The organism is Streptomyces sp. NPDC101191, assembly GCF_044767915.1.
Lineage (GTDB): Bacteria > Actinomycetota > Actinomycetes > Streptomycetales > Streptomycetaceae > Streptomyces.
Genome location: NZ_JBIWOU010000002.1, coordinates 792,084 through 810,307, shown reverse-complemented (window position 1 = coordinate 810,307; position 18,224 = coordinate 792,084). Strand labels below are relative to the sequence as shown.

Annotated in this window: 13 protein-coding genes and 1 pseudogene; 7 read left to right on the top strand and 7 right to left on the bottom strand. The window is 71.1% G+C overall.

Annotation, left to right across the window (positions count from 1 at the left end; genetic code table 11):
* Positions 1-95: 95 nt before the first annotated feature.
* Entirely contained in the window at positions 96-1,502 is a 1,407-nt protein-coding gene (locus ACIRQF_RS10615; protein ID WP_404090786.1) for an FAD-dependent oxidoreductase, read from the bottom strand.
* Positions 1,503-1,550: 48 nt separating this feature from the next.
* Positions 1,551-1,928, bottom strand: a complete 378-nt coding sequence (locus ACIRQF_RS10610) for an ArsR/SmtB family transcription factor (RefSeq protein WP_376636225.1) — start codon at positions 1,926-1,928, stop codon at positions 1,551-1,553.
* A gap of 125 nt (positions 1,929-2,053) precedes the next feature.
* On the opposite strand from ACIRQF_RS10610, the gene ACIRQF_RS10605 reads away from it, so the two are divergent.
* Positions 2,054-3,943 (top strand): heavy metal translocating P-type ATPase, encoded by a 1,890-nt coding sequence (locus tag ACIRQF_RS10605; protein ID WP_404090782.1) that lies wholly within the window; start codon positions 2,054-2,056, stop codon positions 3,941-3,943.
* 257 nt (positions 3,944-4,200) lie between these two features.
* Here the strand turns inward: ACIRQF_RS10605 and ACIRQF_RS10600 are convergent, their stop codons facing one another.
* From ACIRQF_RS10600 to dhaK, 5 genes are all read right to left on the bottom strand, one after another.
* Positions 4,201-4,755, bottom strand: coding sequence for a PadR family transcriptional regulator (locus ACIRQF_RS10600; RefSeq protein ID WP_404090779.1), 555 nt, complete (start codon positions 4,753-4,755; stop codon positions 4,201-4,203).
* A 74-nt stretch (positions 4,756-4,829) separates the two neighbouring features.
* On the bottom strand, positions 4,830-6,854 hold the full coding sequence (locus tag ACIRQF_RS10595; protein ID WP_382480325.1) for an FAD-dependent oxidoreductase: 2,025 nt from the start codon (positions 6,852-6,854) through the stop codon (positions 4,830-4,832).
* Between the two features lie 268 nt (positions 6,855-7,122).
* On the bottom strand, positions 7,123-7,527 hold the full coding sequence (locus ACIRQF_RS10590; RefSeq protein ID WP_404090776.1) for a PTS-dependent dihydroxyacetone kinase phosphotransferase subunit DhaM: 405 nt from the start codon (positions 7,525-7,527) through the stop codon (positions 7,123-7,125).
* Positions 7,524-8,141 carry a dihydroxyacetone kinase subunit DhaL gene (gene dhaL, locus ACIRQF_RS10585; protein ID WP_404090773.1) on the bottom strand — a complete coding sequence of 206 codons (618 nt, stop codon included), beginning with the start codon at positions 8,139-8,141 and terminating at the stop codon, positions 7,524-7,526. Before dhaL ends, ACIRQF_RS10590 begins: the two co-directional genes overlap by 4 nt.
* 7 nt (positions 8,142-8,148) lie before the next feature.
* Complete coding sequence (gene dhaK / locus ACIRQF_RS10580; RefSeq protein ID WP_376636215.1) at positions 8,149-9,141, bottom strand: dihydroxyacetone kinase subunit DhaK; 993 nt, start codon at positions 9,139-9,141, stop codon at positions 8,149-8,151.
* 928 nt (positions 9,142-10,069) lie between these two features.
* Here dhaK and ACIRQF_RS10575 point away from each other — a divergent pair.
* The 6 genes and pseudogenes from ACIRQF_RS10575 to ACIRQF_RS10550 all read left to right on the top strand — a co-directional run.
* Positions 10,070-10,357, top strand: a pseudogene (locus ACIRQF_RS10575) (ankyrin repeat domain-containing protein); the annotation flags it as partial.
* A 139-nt stretch (positions 10,358-10,496) separates the two neighbouring features.
* Positions 10,497-10,691, top strand: a complete 195-nt coding sequence (locus ACIRQF_RS10570; RefSeq protein WP_404090769.1) for a hypothetical protein — start codon at positions 10,497-10,499, stop codon at positions 10,689-10,691.
* Between the two features lie 217 nt (positions 10,692-10,908).
* On the top strand, positions 10,909-11,292 hold the full coding sequence (locus tag ACIRQF_RS10565) for a CU044_2847 family protein (protein ID WP_404090766.1): 384 nt from the start codon (positions 10,909-10,911) through the stop codon (positions 11,290-11,292).
* A gap of 11 nt (positions 11,293-11,303) precedes the next feature.
* Entirely contained in the window at positions 11,304-13,271 is a 1,968-nt protein-coding gene (locus ACIRQF_RS10560) for a trypsin-like peptidase domain-containing protein (protein ID WP_404090763.1), read from the top strand.
* A complete protein-coding gene (locus tag ACIRQF_RS10555; RefSeq protein WP_404090760.1) occupies positions 13,268-14,305 on the top strand; it encodes an AAA family ATPase in 1,038 nt (345 codons plus the stop codon). The genes ACIRQF_RS10560 and ACIRQF_RS10555 overlap by 4 nt, the downstream gene beginning before the upstream one ends.
* Positions 14,302-18,153 (top strand): SAV_2336 N-terminal domain-related protein, encoded by a 3,852-nt coding sequence (locus tag ACIRQF_RS10550; protein WP_404090758.1) that lies wholly within the window; start codon positions 14,302-14,304, stop codon positions 18,151-18,153. The genes ACIRQF_RS10555 and ACIRQF_RS10550 overlap by 4 nt, the downstream gene beginning before the upstream one ends.
* The last annotated feature ends 71 nt before the right edge of the window (positions 18,154-18,224 follow it).

Below are 18,224 nucleotides of genomic sequence, written 5' to 3'. Positions count from 1 at the left end.
GGCGGACGCCCGCCCGGGCGAGGGGCGGCGGTGGCAGGACCACCGCCGCCCCTCGCCGCGCGAGGCCGTGTCGACAACGCTGCTGGTCAGTACACCTAGAGCGTGTCCCGGCCCTCGCCGCGGAGCAGCGGCGGCTCGGCCGGGGTCCGGGGCACCGGGCCGAACAGCACCTCGCGGAGGACCGCCGGCGCGAAGAGGGCCGTCAGGGGTGCGGTCAGGGTCAGCGCCGCGCGGAACGGCGCGCCGACCGCCGGATTGCCCGCCGCGCGTTCCTGCACCCGGCGCAGGTACCAGCCCTTGAAGCGGTCCGCGGCGCCCGGGCGGGCCGCGTCGCCGACCGCGCCCGGCATCTTCTTGTCGGCGCCGGCCGAGATGTCCCAGGCCTGCTGCGAGGCGTCGAGCAGCGCACGCTGCACCCGCCGGGTGGTGGCGGCACGCTTCGGGTCCCCGAGCGCCTTGCGCAGCGCGAGAGCGCTCAGCGCGGCGACCGCCATGCCCTGCCCGTAGATCGGGTTGAAGGAGCACAGCGCGTCGCCGGTGGCGAGGAAGCCGGCCGGGCGGCGGCCCGGACGGTCGTACCGGCGCCGGATGTTGGCGGTCTTGCGGAAGCCGTAGACCGGGGACATCGGCTCGGCCTTGGCCATCCACTCGCTGATCACCGGGTGCGGCAGCTTGCGCGCGTACTCCTCGAACAGCTTCTCGTCCGTGGGCGGTTCGTCACCCCGCAGACCGGACAGGGTGACCAGGTGCCGGCCGTCGCCGAGGGGCAGCACCACGCCGCTGTACACGTGCGAGGGGTTGGGCACCAGATAGTAGCCGCGGGCGTCGACCGACGGGTCCTCGGCGGGGGAGCGGTACATCCGGGTGGCGTACGCCAGACCGGTGTCCAGGGTCTCCTCGTGCGGGGCCTCCGCGCCGATCCCGGCCAGCCAGTCGGCCGCGCGGGTCGAGCGCCCGGAAGCGTCCACGACCAGATCGGCCTCCAGCGGATACGGCTCCTTGGACGTGCCGGCGCCGCGCTCGCGCAGCAGCACGCCCCGCACCCGGGAGGAGTCGCCGATCAGGCCCACGGCCTCGGTGCCCTCGACGCGCTCGATGCGGGGGTCGGCGAACACCCGCTGCCTCACGAGCCATTCGAGCTGGTCGCGCGGGCCGGTGAAGAAGTGCGCCGTGGCCGGGGTGCGGACGAACCACTGCCCGTTCTGCCACTGGACCATGTCCTCGGGGACGCCGACCTTCGGCGCGCCCAGGGCGTGGAGCTCGGACATGAACCCCGGGAGGAGTTCGTCGAGGGCGCGCTGTCCGCCCTCGATCAGTACGTGAAGGTGCCGGCCCTGCGGGACGCCGGGGCGGGCGTCAGCCTCCACGGGGTAGCGGTCGCGTTCGACGACCGTGACCCGCTCGGCGTGCTCGCTCAGCACCCGCGCGGCCAGCAGGCCCGCGAGACTCCCCCCGACGACCACCGCGTGACGTGTCCTGCGGGGCCCCAACTCGTCGGCCATCCTCGCCCTTTCGCGTGGTGGACCCACACCCCCGTGGATCCCTTCGGTCTATGACTGACCAGTATCCACGCTCGCGCGGGGCACGTCGCGGGTGCCGAGCCGCAGATGCTCGATGTGATAGACGGCCTCGTCGAGGAGTTGGGCGACGTGGTTGTCGTAGAGGCTGTACTCGATCCGGCGGCCCTGACGGACCCCGGTCACCAGGCCGAGCGCGCGCAGCAGGCGCAGCTGGTGGGAGACGGCCGACTGCTCCATCTCGACGGCGGCGGCGAGTTCGGTGACGCCGCAGGGGCCCTGGCGCAGCTTGGTGAGGATCATCAGCCGGGACGGGGTGGCGAGGGCCTGGAGGGTCTCGGCGATGGTGGCCGCGGACTCCGCGTCGAGCTGGGTCGCCGCGGTCGTCTGGCCTGTCACTCCGTGTCCCATGGGCTCATCGTAGCGGCGATTTCAGGTCAATAAATGAAGAGCTCTTCATGTATTCGGGTATGGTGGCGAGGCCGGCACGGTCCGCACCCCGTGCCCTCTCCCCGGTTCCCGAAAGGCTGTGCCCCATGGCATTCCCGGCCCTCGACACCCCCGCCGCACCGGCGCGCCCCGCTCCGCCGCCCGCCGGCCGCAAGGCCCGCGTCACCGAGCTCCCCGAGGTCCGCTGGGCCGCCCTCGCCGCCCTCGCCTTCCTCTGCGCCCTGCCGCTCGACCTGGCCGGGGCACCCGCCTGGGCCTGGGCACCGCTCTACGCACTCTGCTACGCCGCCGGCGGCTGGGAACCCGGCCTCGCCGGACTCCGGGCGCTGCGCGCACGCACCCTCGACGTCGACCTCTTGATGGTGGTCGCGGCGATCGGCGCCGCCGCCCTCGGGCAGTTCCTCGACGGCGGGCTCCTCATCGTCGTCTTCGCCGTCTCCGGCGCCCTCGAAGCCCTCGCCGCCCGCCGCACCGCCGACTCCGTACGCGGCCTGCTCGACCTCGCCCCCACCACCGCCGTACGGCTCACGGCGACGGGCGAGGAGACGATCGAGGCCACCGCCCTCGTGGTCGGCGACACCGTCCTCGTACGGCCCGGGGAACGCCTGCCCGCCGACGGAACGGTCCTCGCCGGCGCCGGCGACGTCGACCAGGCCACCATCACCGGCGAACCCCTCCCCGCCGCCAAGGGCCCCGGCGACGAGGTCTACGCCGGCACCCTCAACGGGGCCGGGGCGTTGCGGATCCGCGTCGACAAAGAGGCCGGCGCCACCGTCCTCGCCCGGATCGTCGCCCTCGTCGAGGAGGCGAGCGCCACGAAGGCACCCACGCAGCTCTTCGTCGAGAAGATCGAACAGCGTTACTCCGTGGGCGTGGTGGGCGCCACCCTCCTGCTCCTCGCCGTCCCGCTCGTGCTCGGCGCCGCCCTCACCGAGACCCTGCTGCGGGCCATGACCTTCATGATCGTGGCCTCGCCCTGCGCGGTCGTCCTCGCCACCATGCCACCGCTGCTCTCCGCCATCGCCACCGCCGGCCGGCACGGCGTCCTCGTGAAGTCGGCCGTCGTCATGGAACGGCTCGGCGCCGTCGACCGCGTCGCCCTCGACAAGACCGGCACGCTCACCGAAGGCGCGCCCCGCGTCACCGCCCTGCACGGCGACCCCGGCGCCCTCGCGCTCGCGGCCGCGGCCGAACTCCCCAGCGAACACCCGCTCGCCCGCGCCGTCGTGGCCGAGGCCCGCGCCCGCGGCCTCGCCGTCCCGGAGGCCACCGCGTTCTCCTCGGTGCCGGGGAAGGAAATACGGGCCCGGGTCCGGGGGCGGGACGTGACCGTCCGCCGGGCGGCGGGCGACCACGCCGACACCGCCGTCGAGATCGTCGTCGACGGGGAGCGGGCCGCCGTCCTGGAACTCACCGACCGGCTGCGCGACGGCGCCCCCGAGGCCGTCGCCGCCCTCACCCGGCTCACCGGCGCCGCTCCCACCCTCCTGACCGGCGACAACGCGGGCGCGGCCGCCCGCGTCGCGCGGGACGCCGGACTCGCCGACGTGCGGTCCGGGCTGCTGCCGCAGGACAAGGCCGCCGCCGTACGGGAATGGGAGGCGGCCGGCGCCCGGGTCCTGATGGTCGGCGACGGCGTCAACGACGCCCCTGCCCTCGCCGCGGCCCACAGCGGCGTGGCCATGGGCCGGGCCGGTTCCGACCTCGCCCTGGAGACCGCCGACGCGGTCGTCGTCCGGGACGAACTCGCCGCCCTGCCGGCCGTGGTGGCACTCTCCCGCCGGGCCCGCCGCCTGGTCGTGCAGAACCTCGTCATCGCAGCCGTGTGCATCGGCGTCCTCGTCGTCTGGGACCTGGCGGGCCGCCTTCCGCTCCCGCTCGGCGTCGTGGGCCACGAGGGCTCCACCGTGCTGGTCGGCCTCAACGGCCTGCGGCTCCTGCGGGACGCGGCCTGGCGGAAGGCGGCGGCGTCCTGACGCGACGCGACGCGGCGAACCGGCCCGCGGCGGTGACGTCACCTGGGACGTCGCGTGGGGCGTCGTCCGTGGTCCGCGCGTGAGGTGGCCCGTGGTGGTGCGCGTGGCGTGGGTGAGGTGGCCCGTGGTGGTGCGCGTGGCGTGGGTGAGGTGGCCCGGGGTGGTGCGCGTGCGTGGGTGAGGTGGCCCGGGGTGGTGCGCGTCGCGTGGGCGCTTCCGGGCGAGGCGTCAGGCGCCGTCGGCCGGAAGCACCGGCGTCACCCCTCCGAGAGCTCGCCGAGTTCGGCGAGCTCTCCGATCGCATGGGTCAGCCACTGCACCCAGAACCGCTCCAGGTCGATCCCGCCGCGCAGGACCAGGTGCCGCAGCCGGTCCGGTTCCGCCGAGCGGCGCTCCGGCGGGAAGTCCCGGGACTCGATCTCCAGGTACTCGTCCAACTGGCGCCGATGCAGAGCCAGATGGCGCTCCAGCTCCTCCCGCAGACCCCTGCCGCCCACCACGGCCGCCGCGCGCATCCGCAGCAGCAGCGCCGAGCGGAGCGGCTTGGGGTCCTCGGCGGTGTCCACCCAGGCCGCGAGCTCCTCGCGGCCGGCGGGCAGCACCTCGTACTCCTTCTTCTGCCCCCGCGCGGGCACGGCGGAGGGCAGGGCACGGATGTGCCCCGCCTGCTCCAGTTTCCCGAGCTCCCGGTAGATCTGCTGGTGCGTGGAGGACCAGAAGTAGCCGATCGACCGGTCGAAGCGGCGGGTCAGTTCGAGGCCGGAGGACGGCTTCTCGAGCAGCGCCGTGAGGATCGCGTGCGGGAGGGACATGGACGCATCCTAGATTCGGCGGGGCCGACCACCCGCATGGTCATCGGGACGGGGTGGTCGGCCGGCCGCTTCGCTCAAAGGGACGCGGCGAGCCGCGTGCCCTGGTCGATGGCCCGCTTGGCGTCCAGCTCGGCGGCGACGTCGGCGCCGCCGATCAGGTGCGCCGCGCGGCCGGCGCCGATCAGCTCCTCGTACAGACCGCGGCGCGGCTCCTGGCCGGTGCACAGGACGACCGTGTCGACCGGGACCAGCTGCGGCTCGCCGTCGATCGTGATGTGCAGGCCCTCGTCGTCGATCCGCTCGTACGACGCGCCCGCGACCATCGTGACGCCGCGGTGCTTCAGCTCGGTGCGGTGGATCCAGCCGGTCGTCTTGCCGAGGCCGGCGCCGACCTTGGTGGTCTTGCGCTGGAGCAGGTGCACCTGGCGCGGCGGCCGGGGCCGCTCGGGGGTGCGCAGACCGCCGCGCGTCTCGTACGAGGTGTCGACGCCCCACTGGCGGAAGTACGTCTCGGGGTCCTGGCTCGCGCCCTCGCCGCCGTCCGTGAGGAACTCGGCGACGTCGAAGCCGATGCCGCCCGCGCCGAGGATCGCGACCCGCTCGCCGACGGGCACGCGGTCGCGCAGCACGTCCAGGTAGCCGACCACGCTCGGGTGGTCGACGCCCTCGATCTCGGGGGTGCGGGGGGTCACGCCGGTGGCGACCACGACCTCGTCGTAGGCGTCCAGGTCGGCCGCGGTGACGAGGGTGTTCAGGCGCACCTCCACCCCGCGCTCGGCGAGCTGGACCCGGAAGTAGCGCAGGGTCTCGTCGAACTCCTCCTTGCCCGGCACCTGCCGGGCGACGTTCAGCTGGCCGCCCACCTCGGACGCGGCGTCGAACAGCGTGACCGCGTGGCCGCGTTCGGCCGCCGAGACCGCGCAGGCGAGGCCGGCCGGGCCCGCGCCGACGACGGCGATCCGCTTGGCGAGGCGGGTGGGGGAGAGGACCAGCTCGGTCTCGTGGCAGGCCCGCGGGTTCACCAGGCAGGAGGTGATCTTCAGGCTGAAGGTGTGGTCCAGACAGGCCTGGTTGCAGCCGATGCAGGTGTTGATGGTCTCGGCGCGGTCCGCGGCCGCCTTCGCGACGAAGTCCGGGTCGGCGAGGAACGGGCGGGCCATGGAGACGAGGTCGGCGCGGCCCTCGGCGAGGATCTGCTCGGCGACCTCGGGGGTGTTGATGCGGTTGCTGGTGACGAGGGGAACGGAGACCGCGCCCATCAGCTTCTTCGTCACCCACGTGTAGGCGCCGCGGGGCACGGAGGTGGCGATCGTCGGGATGCGCGCCTCGTGCCAGCCGATGCCGGTGTTGATGATGGTGGCGCCCGCCGCCTCGATCTCCTTGGCGAGGGAGACCACCTCGTCGAGGGTGGAGCCGCCGGGGACCAGGTCGAGCATGGACAGGCGGTAGACCAGGATGAAGTCCTCGCCGACCCGCTCGCGGATGCGGCGCACGATCTCCAGCGGGAAGCGGACCCGGTTCTCGTACGAGCCGCCCCAGCGGTCGGTCCGCCGGTTGGTGGCGGCGGCGATGAACTCGTTGATGAGGTAGCCCTCGGAGCCCATCACCTCGACGCCGTCGTAACCGGCCTCCTTGGCGAGCTCGGCGCAGCGGGCGTAGTCCTCGACGGTCTGCTCGACCTCCGCCTCGGTGAGCTCGTTCGGCACGAAGGGGCTGATCGGGGCCTGGATCGCGCTCGGAGCGACCAGGGCGGGGTGGTACGCGTACCGGCCGAAGTGCAGGATCTGCATCGCGATCCGGCCGCCCTCGGCGTGCACGGCGTCGGTGATCAGCCGGTGTTCGGCCACCTCCTCCGCGGTGGTCAGCTTGGCGCCGCCGTCCCAGGGCCGGCCGGCCTCGTTGGGGGCGATGCCGCCGGTGACGATGAGGCCGACGCCGCCACGGGCGCGCTCGGCGTAGAAGGCGGCCATCCGCTCGAAGCCATGCTCGGCCTCCTCCAGGCCGACGTGCATGGATCCCATGAGCACCCGGTTGGGCAGGGTGGTGAACCCGAGGTCCAGGGGGCTCAGCAGGTGCGGGTACGGGGTCTTCGGGGCCATAGGGCGTCTCCTCGCGCGGGGTCGTCACGAACTGTTGTAGACGACAGGTCCCGCCTTCTGCAACAAGTTGCATAAACGCCGGCCGCAGATGTGCCGGACACCACAGCCCAGGCGCCCGAGGACCTCCCGGGCCGCAGCGCCCCCCGCGCCGGAGGGCCCCGCGGGGTGGGGCCCTCGCGGGCGCAGGCCCCCACCGGGTGGAGGCCCCCCGGAGGGCCGTTCGCGGGGCCGGGAGGCACGCGGGACGAGGAGCGCGCGGGCGCGACGGTCAGGTCTTGCGGTACGTGTACGCCTCGCCGGCCGCCTGCGTCACCGCCTCCAGGTCACCGCCCGCCGACGCCGTCACCAGCGCCGCCACCGCCCCCTCCACGAAGGGCGCGTCCACGAGGCGTGCGCCCTCGGGGAGTTCGTCGCCCTCCGCGAGGAGGGCCTTCACGGTCAGGACCGCGCTGCCGAGGTCCACCAGGAGCGCCACCCCGACGCCCTCGTCCACGGCCTTCGCCGCCTCCGTGATCAGCTCGGCGCTCGTGCCCAGACCGCCGTCCGGCGTCCCGCCGGCCGGCCGGACCTGCGCGGTGTCACCGCCGCCCGCCAGACCCCGGGCCAGCTCGGCCACCGACGCCGCGACGGCAGCGCTGTGCGAGACCAGGACGATCCCCACCCGCGCCGTCATCCCGCCGCCTCCGCGAGCGCGGCGATCAGCAGCGCCGACGAGGTGGCTCCCGGGTCCTGGTGCCCCACGGACCGCTCGCCGAGGTAGCTCGCCCTGCCCTTGCGCGCCCGCAGGGGCACGGTCGCCAGCGCGCCCGCCTCCGCCGCCTCGCGCGCCGCCGCGAAGGAGCTGCCGAGCGCCTCGGCGGCAGGCAGCAGCGCGTCCAGCATGGTCTTGTCGCCCGCCTGCGCGCCGCCCAGCTGGGCCACCGCCGCCACCCCGGCCGTCAGCGCCTCGGCGAGCTCGGCCCGGGAGACCCGCTCCGCGTCGCCCAGCGCCTTGCCGGTGCGCCGCAGCAGCGTCCCGTACAGCGGCCCCGACGCCCCGCCCACCGTGGAGATCAGCTGCCGCCCCGAGGTGACGAGCACGGCCCCCGGCGTGGCCGGCGGCTCCTTCTCCAGGAGCGCGGTCACCGCCGCGAAGCCGCGCTTCAGGTTCGCCCCGTGATCCGCGTCGCCGATCGCCGAGTCCAGCTCGGTGAGCCGGTCGGCCTCCCGGTCCACGGCGGCGGCCGCCGCCGTCATCCAGTCATGGAAGAACCCGGCCCCGTACGTCGTCCCCTTCTGCGCGCTCATCGCCGCCTCACCGTCCCCAGCGCAGCGCCGCGGTGCTCACCGGCGCGTCCCACAGGCGCAGCAGTTCCTCGTCCGCCTCGCACAACGTCACCGAGCAGCCGGCCATGTCGAGGGAGGTCACGTAGTTGCCGACCAGGGTGCGGGCCACCGGCACCCCGCGCTCGCCGAGCACCCGGTGCACCTCGGCGTTGAAGCCGTACAGCTCCAGCAGGGGCGTCGCCCCCATGCCGTTCACCAGGGCGAGGACCGGTCCCTTCGGGCGCAGATCGTCGAGGACGGCGTCCACCGCGAAGTCCGCGATCTCCCGCGAGGTCATCATCGGGCGCCGCTCCCGCCCCGGCTCCCCGTGGATCCCGATGCCCAACTCCAGCTCGCCGTCCGGCAGATCGAAGGTCGGCGAGCCCTTCGCCGGGGTCGTGCAGGCGCTCAGCGCCACTCCGAAGCTCCGCGACCGCTCGTTCACCCGACGGGCCACCGCCTCGACCCGCTCCAGCGGTGCGCCCTCTTGGGCGGCCGCGCCCGCGATCTTCTCCACGAAGAGGGTGGCCCCGGTGCCGCGCCGCCCGGCGGTGTACAGGCTGTCGGTCACCGCCACGTCGTCGTCGACGAGGACCTTGGCGATCTGCACGCCCTCGTCCTCGGCCAGCTCGGCGGCCATCTCGAAGTTGAGCACGTCGCCGGTGTAGTTCTTCACCACGAACAGCACGCCGGCGCCGCTGTCGACCGCCGCGGCCGCCCGTACCATCTGGTCCGGCACGGGGGAGGTGAACACCTCGCCCGGACAGGCCGCGGCGAGCATCCCCGGACCCACGAAACCGGCGTGCAGGGGCTCGTGGCCCGAACCACCGCCGGACACGAGGGCCACCTGCCCGGCCGTCGGTGCGTCCCGCCGGAGCACGACCCGGTTCTCCACGTCCACGGTCAGCTCGGGATGCGCTGCGGCGATGCCGCGCAGGGCGTCCGCGACCACGGTCTCCGGAACATTGATCAGCATCCTCATGGATACCTCCAGGTGAGATTAGCAGGCAGGTTGCTCACCTGCATTTTCGCAGGTCATGGCAGGTGTGCCGGTTTGTCGATCTTGGCGGTCCGTGGCGCTTGTGAGCGGTTCCGTGCGGTACTGATGCTGACCTAATGCTGACTTTCCTGATGATGTGTCATGTTTGGATCGCGAGAGCGAGCTTTGCAAGCGCGCATTGCGGAGCAATTATCGACGCAAGGATGCGAGTGCGCACCGATGCGCCACCAGTTGGATCCGGACGATCTCGAACCCGGGGTGCCCTGGGGCCGGGAGTCGTGGGGGGCGAGTGTCGAGGTGGTCATGGTGAATGGGACGGAGCCTTCCGTGCGGTGACCGCCTGATGAGACGTGCTGTTTGATGCGTCGATCGCTGTAGGAGCCGACCGCTGCCCGTCCCTGGCTCGTCCTTGCGATCCGCACCACGACATCGTCGAGGCGCCATTTCGTGCGCTTGCTCAGCCGACTGAGTGTGACGCCTGTAGCAGAGAGGTTAGCTGTTGCGGCGCGCCGCATGCCGCCGACTGAACCGTTTTGGATCTGGTGGCGCACGGGCGCGGGCAGACTAGCCTCAGACGTCAGCCGCAAAGTAGTGAGACGATCCCCGTGCTGCCACCGGGATTCCGACCGAGGCCGTGCGTCGCCAGGTGCCAGTCGTCGTCCTGAGGTGTCGTCGAGGTAAGCCCAGAAGGGGCCATGGTGTTGACGAGGCAGCCCGCGGCCCGACTGAGATACGGGCCAATGCGACACTGGATTGATCTTGCACGTACGCGCTTGTGAACACTCAAGGGTCACAGTCGGCACCGGAACGCGGCCCCTGGGCGGTGACCGGGGTTAGAGGTCATCTCATTTGGCTGCCGACAGTGGGGAATATTGCTGATAGGGGCGTCTCGATCGCTGTGAGTGCCTCGATGAGCGACTACTGGACACCGACGCACCATGCGGTCGAGCATGAGGATGCGGAAACCCTGGCCCGCCTGCTCGCCAACGGCGCCGACCCTGATGAGGTCTTCAGCAACATGACGCTGCTGACCGCCGCAATCGATACCGAGGGGTATGGTGCCCTGCAGGGCGGCCAGCCGTTGACGGTGCACACCGTTGCCGTGCTGCTGGCGTTCGGCGCGGATCCTCAACTCGCTGATTCAGACGGTCGCACTCCCCTGGACGTGGCCATTTCCTACGATCATGACCTGGCTGTCGTAAGGCGATCTGGATCCCGTCTTTTGGTGAGGCTGAGAGCTGTCGTACTGATCCACGCGCCCGATCCTCCTACCTGCATCGGTACGCTCACGACTCCGGCCGCACAGGACAGCAGGACTCACGGCGCAGATTGACAGCTTGCTCGACACCGGTGCGCGGCACGGGAAGGATGTCGGCGCCCTCAGCCTCGAGCCGGCACCGCGCCTCGCTGCACAGCAGCCGGCATTCCAGGCCCTCCCGCTGTGCGTCCTGCTGGTCCTGGACTGGCTGCCCGACGGGCTGCGCAAGGACCCCCGCAGGAGCGGGGAGCAGATAGTCACGCTCGCCCGATAGCCCTGGCCGGAGGAACATCCGGCGGCATCGGCGTGCACTTGGTTATAGGCCAGGGCAATGGTCATGATCGGCGCCCTGGACATGGGGACGCTCGTGCAGCGGACACCTGCCAGGAACCTCACTTCAGGGCCCGACGAGTGATTCGGTAATCGGTCTTCGGATTCCACACACGGCTCGTACGATGTGACGCGTTGAGCAGTGCAGTTGAAGGGGAGTCATGTCACAGCTCGTGCGCTTGCAGATGCCGGACGAGAGGGTCATCTGGGCAACGGTCGACGAGGAGGAGGGACCGAGCGACTCGGGCCTCGGAGAGCAGATCGCGGAGAAGCTCGACGGCTTCCAGGAGGCGCTCCAGACCGTTGCCTCCAATGTGCGCAATGCCGTGGCTTCGGCCCGCCCCGACGAGATCAGTGTCGAGTTCGGTCTGGAGTTGGCTGTCGGTGAGAGCGGCATCGTCGCTGCGGTGGTCGGCGGCAGCGGCAAGGCGGCGTTCAAGGTGACGTTGACCTGGAGCGGCCAGGGGCTGCCCGCGACACCGGTCGTGCCGCCGCAGCCGGTTCAGCCGCCGGCCATGCCACCGGTGCCGCCGGTCCAGGGCTGAGGCCGTCCGCGGTGCGCAGGCCCACCCCCCTGTCCCGGCTTCAGGAGCACCTGGGCTCCTGTCGCGTGCGCGTTCACGGTGTGACGCAGGGCGCGGGTTTCTTCGTCGCCCCGAGTTACGTCGTGACCTGCGCCCATGTGGCGGGGGCCCAGCCAGGGGCTCGGGTGCCCGTCTTCTGGATGGACACGGAGTTCGAGGGCATCGTGCTGACCGCTTCGGCCCCGCCCAGGGGCAGGGAGCTGTGGCCATATCCGGATCTGGCTGTCGTACGGCTGCTCGACGCTCCTTCGGGTCACCCGTGCGTCTGGCTCGACACCATGACGCCCTCGCGTGACGCCAGCCTGACCGCGGCCGGCTTCTCCGACATCTACGAGCGCGGCAGCGCGTCCGAGCGTTCCGCCGCCCTCCTCAGCGGGGGCAGCACGAAACCGGCGGGCGGCAAGATGCTGGAGCTGGTGGGCGGCGAGATCAACAAGGGGCTGTCCGGTGGCCCGGTGCTGAACCACGAGTCTGGTGGTGTCTGCGCGATCGTCAAGGCGACCAGGCTGCAGAACACGTCCATGGGGGGTCTGGGAACCCCCACGAGCGCCCTGAGGCTGCTGGACCCGGACGTCTACCGCGACCTCATCCGGGCACACGACACCTTTCACGGCCAGGACGACCGATGGTCCCGTCTGTCCGACCGCGTCATCGCGCATGACGCGGTCGGGCACGACGAGGGCTTCGACCTTGAGCTCAACGCCACGGAAGAGCGACAAATCCTGGCGCTTATATCCCAGTTGCCAAAGGAGCCGGTGGAAAGGACCCACTCCGCCACGACCGGCCATCTCGCGGCGTTCTTCGCAGCGGCGGTCGAAGGCACCCTCCCGCCTACGCGATACCCGCTGCTGGACCATCGTGACGTCTTCACCGAGCTGACCGCCCTGATGCCTCCTGAGGACAGAGGGCTTCCCTACGAGCTGGCTTTCACCGCGGACCTCGCCCGCCGGGGCGCTGCCGCGGGGCAGGCCTGGACAGGCGTCGCCCAGCAGCTGCGCGACCGAGTGCTGATCACGGCGGGCAGGCTGGGACTCGGGGACGCCATGCAACGACGTCTGGCCGAGCAGAGTGGGCCGGAAGGCGAGCCTTCGATCATCGGCAGGATTCGGCACTCCCTGCGGGATCGACGGTTGTACCACGTCATGGTGTGGCGATACCGCTCGGCGCACGACATCCGCCCGGCCGCCCCGGAGTCGGAGGCGCTCGCCCTGGACCATGCGGTGAAGCATCTGGCGGAGCTGCTGCCCGAGCAGATCGAGATCATGGGTGGGGCGACCAGCCCGGGTCTGATCGAGTTGATCCTGCCGGTGGAGGCGATCGACGAGGGCTTCGCCGATCTTGAGCTGTGGCCGCAGTTGCCATGGTTCTCGCTCGGTCGCAAGCAGCGGGTGGTCGTCCGGCCGCTGGAGCGACACGAGGCGCCGTCGTTGCACGCGGTGTGGGCGGAGCGCTGGCGGGAACTGGACGGCAAGGCGGTCGGCGACATGGTGGTGTGCGTGTGCGGCCGCGGCGACCAGCATCAGGCCGCGCTTGACGCCTCGTTCGACGACGACCTGGCGTTGGGTGTGCTCGCGCTCGCGGGTACGCCGCAGTCCCCACCCGTCTCGGACGCCTACCAGGTGGCCGTCGCGTCCGGAGTACCGATGATGATGTGGCGACGGGGCAGCGTGGCCTGCGAGCGAGCCGACGGCGGCACGTGCGGGGCGCCCGGCCTCGGGTCCTGCCCCGGCAGCGGATTCTTCACCGAGCTGTGCGCCTCCTTGGACGACGTGCGACGGGACGATCTGCCCGAGCGGATCCGCCGGTTGCGTGTCGATGCGGAGAAGCCCCCGAAGCGGGAGGGGCACCTCGGTGGCGACATCGTTCTGCTGTGGGACGACCCGCGGCGCCAACTTCCCCGATCGCCTTTGGCCCCGGCCCAGGAAGGACCCTCCCGATGAGCGAGTGGCGGATCTATCAAGGTGTCCGCGAGCCGCACGACGGCATCGACCGCCTGCCTGCCCCACCGCCGTGGCGGGACTTCGAGCACACAGGTGAGGTGACGCCTTTCGACCGGAGCGTCGAGGCCCACGGGGACCGGCGACTGCCGAGGGCCGACGCGTACAAGGCCGAGGAGCATACGGTCGAGGCGGTGAACACGGCCCTCTACCTGCGCCGCCCGCTGCTGGTGACGGGCGATCCCGGCGTGGGCAAGTCCACGCTGGCCTACGCGATCGCCCGTGAACTGAGACTGGGCACGGTGCTTCGCTGGCCGATCAACAGTAAGTCAGGGCTGCGCGACGGTCTCTACCAGTACGACTCCCTGGGCCGTCTCGAGGACGCCGGCGTCACTCGCGCGACTGGCGACGCTCCACCGGGGTCCGAGGGGAACGAGGAGCGCTCCACGGACATCGGGCGCTACCTGCGGCTCGGGCCCCTCGGGACGGCGCTGGCGCCGTACGCGTTGCCGCGCGTCCTGCTCATCGACGAGATCGACAAGAGCGACATCGATCTGCCGAACGACCTCCTCGACGTCTTTGAGGAAGGCATGTTCGAGATCCCGGAGCTCTCCCGGGTGGCCGACAGACTTCCCACGGTCCGGGTCCGCCCGGCGGACGACGGCGAACCCGTCACGGTGGAGAGCGGGCAGGTGCGCTGCCGTACCTTCCCCGTCGTCATCCTGACGAGCAACGGCGAACGCGAGTTCCCACCCGCCTTCCTTCGCCGCTGTGTCCGGCTCAATCTGCCCGCTGTTGACAGCGGCGAACGGCTGCGGACGATCGTGAAGGCGCATCTCCCCACCGCAGCGGAGGACGTCGATGCAGTCATCGACCGGTTCCTCAGCCACGCCGCCTCGGGCGAGCTGGCCACCGACCAGCTCCTGAACGCCGTCTACCTGGTGAGCCGTACGGCGGGTGACGGTGCGCCGAGCCTCGATCGGCTCAGCGAACTGGTCTTCCAACACCTCGATACGACGGTTCCGGCGCAACCGTGATCGAGCGGCTCGGCGCGTTGCTCGCCGATTTGTGTCCCGCAGAGCAGCCTCCCACGCCTCGCGAGGTAGCCGAACTCATCTGGCTGGCAGCGCACTTGCCCGAGGAGTCGGATCGAACCGGATCGACCGTCGTGCCATCCGGAAAAGGTTCGACGCCGTCCGCCCTACGAGACGGCCCCGAACAGGAGTCATCGGAGGCCGGTCACGGCGACCGCTCCGATTCCGAGTCGACGCGGTTGTACGTACCCAGGCGCTCCTCCCAGGCCGAAGAGGAGGAACCGCAGATCGAATGGGCTTCGCCGGTCCGCGTCACAGGGCCGCCGGCGCTGCCGGGCCGTCGTGAGCTGGCGCGTGCCCTGCGCCCGCTCAAACGGCGCGTCCCCTCAAGGATCCGGACCGTCCTGGACGAGAACGCCACCGTCAGCAGGATCGCCGACCACGATCACTGGGTCCCGGTGCTCGCACCGGCCGCGGACCGATGGCTCGATGTTCGGATCGTCCTGGACTCCTACGGTGAGGGCGCCGTCCTCTGGGAGCCCCTCGCCCGTGAGCTGTGCACGTTGCTCCTCCAGCTCGGCGCGTTCCGCGATGTCCGGCTGCACCATCTGGCTCCCAGCGGCGACGGTTGCCCAGGAATCGGAACGGGAACCGGTTCACTGACGTCGCCGCAGCCGCTGCGCTCGACGAGGTCGCTCGTCGATCCGACCGGTCGCACGGTGATCCTGGTCCTCACGGACGGCGTGGCACCTGCCTGGCACACCGGCCCGATGCTCAGGGCGCTGCGGACATGGGCGGACCACGGCCCGACAGCCGTGCTCCAGACCCTCCCCGAGAACGTGTGGGCACGGACCGCCCTGGCAACCGAGCCGGGGCGGTTTCGCACCACCGAGGCGGGCAGCCCCACTTCCCGTTTGCTCTTCACGGGCTACGGACTGCGCCCGCCCGTCGCAGGGCACCACATCCCGGTACCGGTACTGGGCGTCACCCCAGAATGGCTGGGGCCCTGGGCACACGCGATCGCACAACCCGCCGCGTTCGACGGAGCGGCCCTCCTGCTGCCCTCCATGCCCCGATCATCGGACCACCGCGTCTACGCACCGAGGGGCCTCGACGCATCCGACCGGAGCATCCTGCTCGAAGACTTCCAGGCCCAGGCACAGCCGGATGTCCTGCGCCTCGCCGCCTATCTCGCCGCCGCCCCGCTCAATCTCGGGGTGATGCGGACCGTTCAGTCCGCGATGCTGCCGTCGAGTCCCATGTCTGACCTGGCGGAGATCGTCTACAGCGGCCTGCTGCGCAAAGTCGGCGGTGTCCACCCGGACGAGGCGCTGAACCAGGCCTACGAGTTCCTTCCGGGCGTACGGGAGCGCCTGCTGAGCACCATCCGGCGGGACGAGGCCGACGAGATCATCGCCACGGTTTCGGCATACGTGGACCGCAACGTCCCGGCGAGCGGCGCCCGCTTCGCTGCCGCTGTGCGGGACCCCGACGGAACGCTCGCCCTGCCGACCGGAGCAGGTCACTGGGCGGAGGTGCACAACCTCGTACGCCGGCGGCAGGGCAGGCGAAGGGCCCTGGCCACACCACACGCACGGCCGCCGGTGGACGACCTGGCTCCGAAGCCTTCGACGCAGTCCACGGCGCGGAACCCGGCCCCGCCCGGCCCGGCCACGGTGGGGCGCCGCTTCCTCGTCACCATCGGCGTTTCGCGCCATGAGGACCCGTCGCTGCCCGACCTGCCTGGCGTACGGCGGGCCATCGTGCGCATGCACGACCTCTTCGAGGGCCTTGGCTACACCCACGTACTGCTCGAACTAGCCGAAGATCCTCAACGCGCCGAGCTGGTACAAGGCCTGCGCTCCTGGAGTGCCGAAGCCTCACTGAGCTCCGCGGACGTGGTCGTCGTGTACTTCGCCGGAACAGCCGAGCGCGCGGGCGGGCGACTGCGTTTGCTCGCTTCGGACAGTCGGTCGGAGGACGCGGGCACCACCTTGCTCGCCGAGGAGGCATTGAGCGGCGTGCTCCTTAGCGACGTCGGGCATCTGCTGCTCCTCTTGGACACGTGCGCCGGCCATCCGAACGTCGGCCATGACCCCTCATGGCAGCTCGTCAGCTCTTCTCGGCCCGGGAGCGAGCTGGCAGTGCTCAGCGTATCCATGAGCTACGAATCGCAGGAGGGAAGCCAGTTCACCGAGGCGCTGACGCACGCGGTGTCGGTTCTCGGGACCGTCGGCGGTGGTCGCTTCATCGACCTGGCCCAGGTGCGGCAGAGGATGTCCGAGTACCTCAGCGCGCGGCTCGGCGGAAGCGACGGCGAGGTCACCCTCACCACGTCAGACGCGGCCGAGCAGCCGTTCTTCCCGAACCCGGAGCACTATGACGTGTTCATCTCGTACGCGCATGAGGACGGGCAGTGGGCGATCACGTTGGCAGAAGACCTTCGCCGGCGAGGACTTCGGGTATGGCTCGACCGCTGGGAGCTGTCCGCTGGGCAGGATGTCACCACAGGCTTGCGGGACGGGCTAGCGAAGGCCGACGTGATGGTGGCTGTGGTCAGTCCAGGGTGGCTCGCTTCCGAGTGGGCGCGCAGGGAGTTCGAGGCGGCCACTGCGGACGGCCACACGCGGGTCATTCCCGTTCTCTGGGGGGAGATGACGTGGATCCCCACCTTTATCGGCGAACGGAAGTACTTGGACTTCCGTAGAGAGATGACGCCGGATGAGTACGAGCAGGGCCTGCGGCAGCTGGTGCACACGATCCTGACCCGGCCTGCTTCCGCGCCCACAGCAGCGTCGCCCGCCGTGTCGTCATGGCTCACCGGGCCGAGGCACGACAGCGGGATCCGCCCGGGGCGGCGTGACTCCTTCCTGCTGTTCGGCCATCCGACGGACTGCCATATCTACGAAGGTGATGGAACCCGTGCCATCGAAGAGGAGAACGTCCGCATCCGTTATGCGCCGGTGCGCGTGACGTTGCCCGAGGAGATCGCCGGTTGGCGGCGGGCGATCGAGGGCGAAGAGCGGCGCAAGCAGGCGGAGGGCCTGGCGCACAGATGGAATTCCCGCCGCTTCGCCGTCGAAGCCCTGACCACGACCCGCTCGGACATCGGCGAGTCGCCGATCGTCACGCTCTCGCTTCTGGACGCGGACTACTTCGACTTCCTGGCCACGGCCCTCAACCTCGACCGCCCGCAGGAGAACGGGCTGACTCTGCGCCGGCAGTACCTGGAGAGTCAGGACCCCGTCGGTGCCCCGTCGTTCCTGTCCTGCGGCTTCGGGGTCCACGTAGCCGTGCGGACCGGCGTGGACGGCAGGATGTTGTTCTCGCGCCGCAGCCGCCACGTGGCCGGACCGAACGGCTCGCGCTGGAACTCCTCGGCGAACGTGGGCATGGGGGTCAAAGATGACCTGGGTCCGGACGGGCAGCTCAGCTTGCATGCAGTGGCGCGGCGCGCTCTGCGCGATCAACTGGCGATTGAGGCTAAGGACAGCCTCGACCTCGAACTTCTCGGCTTCGGCCTGGATCTCCGCAACAATCAGTGGGCGGCCTTCTTCAGTGCGGAAGTCCACGACCTGGACGAGGAGGCGCTGCGTCGGCGATGGAGCCGCGGAGTCAAGGACAAGTGGGTGCACGAAGAGTACGCCTTCGTGTCTGCCGACCCCGATTCCGTATTCTCGTTCCTGCTGAGCAAGCCCGCCGGCCAATGGACGCCGTGTGCCACTGCCGTGTACTACCTGGCCTTGGTCCGTGCCGCCGTACGCAGCCGCGGCGGTGACCTGGCGGGACGTTTCGACGTGGACGCTGCGGAGCAACGGGTGCTGCGCACGGCGGCGAGGACCGACGGCTGATGCATGCCGCCCGAGGGCGAAACGACTTCCACGACATCGGCAGACGGGTCAGCGGACGGCCTTGAGGACTT